This window comes from Mesorhizobium sp. M7A.F.Ca.CA.002.15.2.1 (assembly GCF_003998715.1).
GTDB lineage: Bacteria > Pseudomonadota > Alphaproteobacteria > Rhizobiales > Rhizobiaceae > Mesorhizobium > Mesorhizobium ciceri.
In genome coordinates, this window is record NZ_RZPI01000451.1 from 1 (window position 1) to 4,769 (window position 4,769).

4 protein-coding genes are annotated in these 4,769 nt (G+C 64.2%); 2 read left to right on the top strand and 2 right to left on the bottom strand.

The window, feature by feature from the left end; all coding sequences use genetic code 11:
• Nucleotides 1-120 precede the first annotated feature (120 nt).
• Nucleotides 121-453 carry a hypothetical protein gene (locus ENZ74_RS22370; RefSeq protein WP_063168906.1) on the top strand — a complete coding sequence of 111 codons (333 nt, stop codon included), beginning with the start codon at nt 121-123 and terminating at the stop codon, nt 451-453.
• 387 nt (nt 454-840) lie between these two features.
• Nucleotides 841-1,701 carry a hypothetical protein gene (locus ENZ74_RS22375; protein WP_024502664.1) on the top strand — a complete coding sequence of 287 codons (861 nt, stop codon included), beginning with the start codon at nt 841-843 and terminating at the stop codon, nt 1,699-1,701.
• A gap of 62 nt (nt 1,702-1,763) precedes the next feature.
• Here ENZ74_RS22375 and ENZ74_RS22380 read toward each other — a convergent pair whose 3' ends face one another.
• Together ENZ74_RS22380 and ENZ74_RS22385 are read right to left on the bottom strand one after the other, a co-directional pair.
• Nucleotides 1,764-3,278: an aldehyde dehydrogenase family protein gene (locus ENZ74_RS22380; RefSeq protein WP_027161453.1), complete on the bottom strand. Its 1,515-nt coding sequence runs from the start codon at nt 3,276-3,278 to the stop codon at nt 1,764-1,766.
• A 185-nt stretch (nt 3,279-3,463) separates the two neighbouring features.
• Nucleotides 3,464-4,738: an RNA polymerase sigma factor gene (locus ENZ74_RS22385; protein WP_024502666.1), complete on the bottom strand. Its 1,275-nt coding sequence runs from the start codon at nt 4,736-4,738 to the stop codon at nt 3,464-3,466.
• Between the last annotated feature and the right edge of the window lie 31 nt (nt 4,739-4,769).

Sequence of the window (4,769 nt, forward strand, 5' to 3'; positions counted from 1 at the left end):
GCGCCTGGAGCGGGTGGACGATAACGCCTTGATGTCTCCCGCGTCGCAAAGAGTGTAAAATTAGTCGGAACGCCCAGTTCTTCCGCGAGTTACCATGTCTTGAACGTGTAGGAGGACGAGATGAAGAAGTTGATTCTGGCTTCCCTGTTGGCATTGGCCGCGACAGCGGCGATCACTGCGCCGACGCGAGCGGCAAGCGTGACCATCCAGTCCGACGACGATCGATATTTGCCGGACGACGATTCCGACAGTGGGATCGTTATTCGCCGTCACCACCGGGATCGCTATTACGACAATCAGTATGATGGCGACCGGAACGTTCAGTATGACGATGGCGAATACCGGTACGGCGAATATCGCCGCCACCACAGGCATCATCGCTGCCATATCGAACTGGTCAAGCACTGGCGCCACCACCACAGGGTGATCGAAGAGGTTCGCGTCTGCGGCTGATCCCGATCCGTACCAACCAGCCGGCGAAAGCCGGCCGGTTGGTCGCGTATTGGGGGGCGAGAGATGCCGCCATGGACCAGTTGGAAACGCCTTGCAGACGACTGACGCGCGGCGCGGTTCGCGCAGCTGGATTACCTGGCTGATCTTGTCGCGATTGCGCTTGGCCCGGTAACTCACTCTCCACCATCCTCGTCAAGCCGCAGATCACCGGCGCGCTTCCCAGGGCATGGCAATCGGCTAGCCGATCCCACCATGGACCGGTCGTTGCCCGACCCGTGTTCGGGTTGGGCTTGCTCTTCGCATTTGGTGCCTCTGGACACAGCCGTGGAAGGCTGAAAAATGTGGAGCGCAACTCGGCTTTTGGAGTTGAACCGGAACACCAGGAGGATGGCGCTGAAATTGGAAGATATTGCCGGCCATCCGGCGTTGCATCGCTACGTTCAGGAACAGTCCCTGGCGCTGATCCGAATCTATGAGGAGAGCCCTCGCCTGGCTTCCATTTTCGCCACGCAGCAGCGTTGGCTAATGGGTCATGTCGGCCTCGCCATGCATTTCAGGCGCGATCCGCACGACCGCCGCAAGGAACTGACGGTATCGCGGTTCATCGAGTTCGTGCACCAGCATGCGGTCGCCAGCCGCAACACGGCGGACGCTTTCATCAAGGAGATGCTGCACTACCACATCGCCGAGTATGTGTCGGGTGGCGACGGCCGTACGCACCCTTTGCAGCCGACGGCGGCAACCGTGCAGACCTTTACCGGCTGGGTCCTTGCCCATCTGCGGACGCTGGATCGCCTCGACGGCGCTGACCGCTTGGCCAGGTTCCTCGAACACCCCGAGATGGTTGCCGGGCTGCAGCCTCTGGTGGCGGACGGCCTGCTTGCCTCCAAGCCGGTGCGCGAACCCAACCAGACCTTTTCGCTGTTCATCTGGCTCAACAATGGCGGCATCGTCATGGACTGGCTGATGTCGGGCATCGACCCCGATCACGCCGGCCTGGACCAGATTCCGACCAGCGTGGTTTCGATCGGAGATTTCGCCAAATGGCTCAAGCTCTCGCGGACCCATCTGGCCCGCAAGCTGCGCGCTGCCGAGAATCTCGGCAGCATCGGCTGGCTCGGCCAGCGCGGCCATTCGGTGATGTGGGTGTCGAATACATTCTACCAGGAATACATGACAGTCCAGGCGGCCAAACTGGCCATCGTCGACACCGCTTTCAATGCCTGTTTTCCGCCGGCTGGAAGCTGATCGGTGCGGCATCCCCGTAACGGGGATGCCTTTCAATGCGGGCGATCAAAATCCCGAAGTTCTCAGTCGATGTCGAACGACACGCCCTGGGCGAGCGGCAGCGCCTTGGAATAGTTCACCGTGTTGGTGGCGCGCCGCATATAGGCCTTCCATGCGTCGGAGCCGCTCTCGCGGCCGCCGCCGGTTTCCTTTTCGCCGCCAAAGGCACCGCCGATCTCGGCGCCCGACGTACCGATGTTGACATTGGCAATGCCGCAATCCGATCCGTCGACACCCAGGAAACGCTCGGATTCCTGCAGGTCGCGGGTGAAGATCGACGACGACAGGCCTGCGCCCACGGCATTGTGCTCGTCGAGCACGGCGTCGAAATCCGAATATTTCATCACATAGAGGATCGGCGCGAAGGTCTCTTCCGTGACAGGGGCCACCTGCTTGGGCATCTCGACCAGCGCCGGGTGCACGTAATAGGCATCCGGGTGCCCGTTCTCGACCCGCGTGCCGCCGGTCACCTTGCCGCCATGGGCGGCGGCTTCCTTCAGCGCCTTCTGCATGGCCTCGTATGCCGCCTTGTCGATCAGTGGCCCGACCAGCGAGGAGGTCTCCAGCGGATTGCCGACAGACACACTCTCGTAAGCCTTCTTGAGGCGCGGAACCAGGGCGTCGTAGACGCTGTCATGCACGAACAGGCGCCGCAGCGTCGTGCAGCGCTGGCCGGCCGTGCCCATCGCTCCAAAGGCAATCGCGCGCAGCGCCATGTCGAGATCGGCGCTCGGGCAGACGATGCCGGCATTGTTGCCACCGAGTTCGAGCACTGCGCGGGCAAAGCGCTTGGCCAGCCGCGGGCCGACGTCGCGGCCCATGCGGGTCGAGCCGGTCGCCGAAACCAACGGCACTTTGGGGTGATCGACCAGGATCTCGCCGACGGCGCGGTCGCCGATCAGCACCGGCGCCAGGCCATCAGGTGCGTCCGCGCCGAAGCGCTTGACCGCACGCTTGAAGATGGCCTCGCAGGCAAGTGCGGTCAGCGGCGTCTTTTCCGACGGCTTCCACACCACCGCGTCGCCGCAGACCAGCGCCAGGGCGGCATTCCAGGACCACACCGCGACCGGGAAATTGAAGGCGGAAATGACGCCGACGACGCCGAGCGGATGCCAGGTTTCCATCATCCGATGGCCCGGGCGCTCGGTGGCGATGGTCAGGCCGTACAATTGCCGGGAGAGGCCTACGGCGAAATCGCAGATGTCGATCATCTCCTGCACTTCGCCGAGCCCCTCGGACGGGATCTTGCCGACCTCGATCGACACCAGCCGGCCAAGCTCGGCCTTGTGCGCGCGCAGTTCCTCGCCGAGCAGCCGCACCAGTTCGCCACGCCGCGGGCCCGGCACCATGCGCCAGGCCTGGAAGGCCTTGTGCGCGGCATCGATCACCTTGGCCGCGTCAGCCGGCGAGATCGTCTTCAGCGCCGCGATCTGCTCGCCCGTCACCGGGCTGCGCACGATCAGGTCGCCGCCGACGAGCGCTTCCTTGGCCACGCCCAGTTTCGCCAGCAGTTCGGTCGTTTCCTTGCCTATCGTCATTCTTGTCCCTTTCAGATCCCGTCGCCATCATATGGCGCTGGGTTAAGCCTTCGCCGTGTCGCCCGTGTGCCGAAAGGCACTTCAGGCGCAGTCATGGCGTGGCATTACTCGTTTCAGGGGAAAATCGCCACCCCGGCATGGTCCAAGCCCAAACTACACGATTGAGCCAGATGGGGAGGTGACGCTCAGTTTGCCTTTTTCGCCGGCGGGCGCACCGCACCGTCCTTGATCAACCGGTCGATATGCATGCGGATATGGGCAGCCTCTGCCGCCGTGTTCGCAAGCGCTATGGCGCGGTCGAAGGCGACGCGCGCCTCGTCGCCCCGGTCGAGCTGCATCAAGAGGCCCCCCTTGAGCCCGAAAAAGTGGAAATAGCCGGAAAGCCGTTCTTCCAGCGGCTCGATCATGGCCAGCGCCTCCCCCGGTCCACGCACCTTCGAGACCGCGACGGCCCGGTTGAGCGTGACCACCGGCGACGGCTGCATCTGCTCCAGCAAGCGGTAGAGCAGGTCGATCTCGTTCCAGTCCGTATCCTCGGCCTTTTCGGCCCGCGCATGCAGCGCGGCAATCGCCGCCTGCACCTGGTAAGGGCCGGGCTTGCGATGGCGCAGCGCCTTGTCGACCAGTGCCAGCCCCTCATCGATCATCTTGCGGCTCCACAGGCTGCGATCCTGGTCTTCGAGCAGCACGATCTCGCCGCTCTCGTCGAAACGGGCCGGTGCGCGCGCATGCTGCAGAAGCAACAGCGCCGTCAGCCCCATGATCTCCGGCTCCGTCTGGAACAGCCGCAGCAACAGCCGTGCCAGCCGGATCGCCTCCTCGCACAGCGGCGCGCGGGCCGGCGCCTCGCCGCTGTTGGTCGAATAGCCCTCGTTGAAGACCAGGTAGACCATGGCGGCGACGGCGGCGAGCCGTTCCGAGCGCTCGACCGCGCCAGGCGTCTCGAACGGCACGCCGGCGTCCGCAATGCGCGCCTTGGCGCGAGTGATGCGCTGCTCCATGGCGCTTTCGCCAACCAGGAAGGCGCGCGCGATCTGCTTGACGGTGAGACCGGAGACGATGCGCAGCGCCACCGCGATCTGCTGCGTTGCCGGCAGATCGGGATGGCAGCAGATGAACAGCAGCCGCAATATGTCGTCGCGGTAGTGCGCCCCGTCCAGCCGCTCGGCGATATCGCTCTCGGCGTCTTCCAGATCGGAAACCTGGTCTTCATCCGGCATCGGCGCCTGCTTGGCGCGCTTGCGCACCGCATCGATGCCGCTGTTGCGGCCGACGAAGATCAGCCAGGCCGCCGGGTCGCGCGGCGGCCCGTTCTGCGGCCAGTTCTTCAACGCCCTGAGGCACGCGTCCTGGAAAGCTTCCTCCGCCGTATCGAGATCGCGGAAATAACGCAGCAGCGCGCCCATCGCCTGCGGGCGGGCGGCGCTGATCGCGGAGCTGATCCAGGCCATTTCGGTCATGCGGAAACCGTTGTTGGGTTGAAGACCGAAA

Bases quoted from the DNA above. Each gene is read 5' to 3' on its own strand.
- ENZ74_RS22370 (WP_063168906.1), top strand. From the start codon at position 121: ATGAAGAAGTTGATTCTGGCTTCCCTGTTGGCATTGGCCGCGACAGCG.
- ENZ74_RS22375 (WP_024502664.1), top strand. From the start codon at position 841: ATGGCGCTGAAATTGGAAGATATTGCCGGCCATCCGGCGTTGCATCGC.
- ENZ74_RS22380 (WP_027161453.1), bottom strand. From the start codon at position 3,278: ATGACGATAGGCAAGGAAACGACCGAACTGCTGGCGAAACTGGGCGTG.
- ENZ74_RS22385 (WP_024502666.1), bottom strand. From the start codon at position 4,738: ATGACCGAAATGGCCTGGATCAGCTCCGCGATCAGCGCCGCCCGCCCG.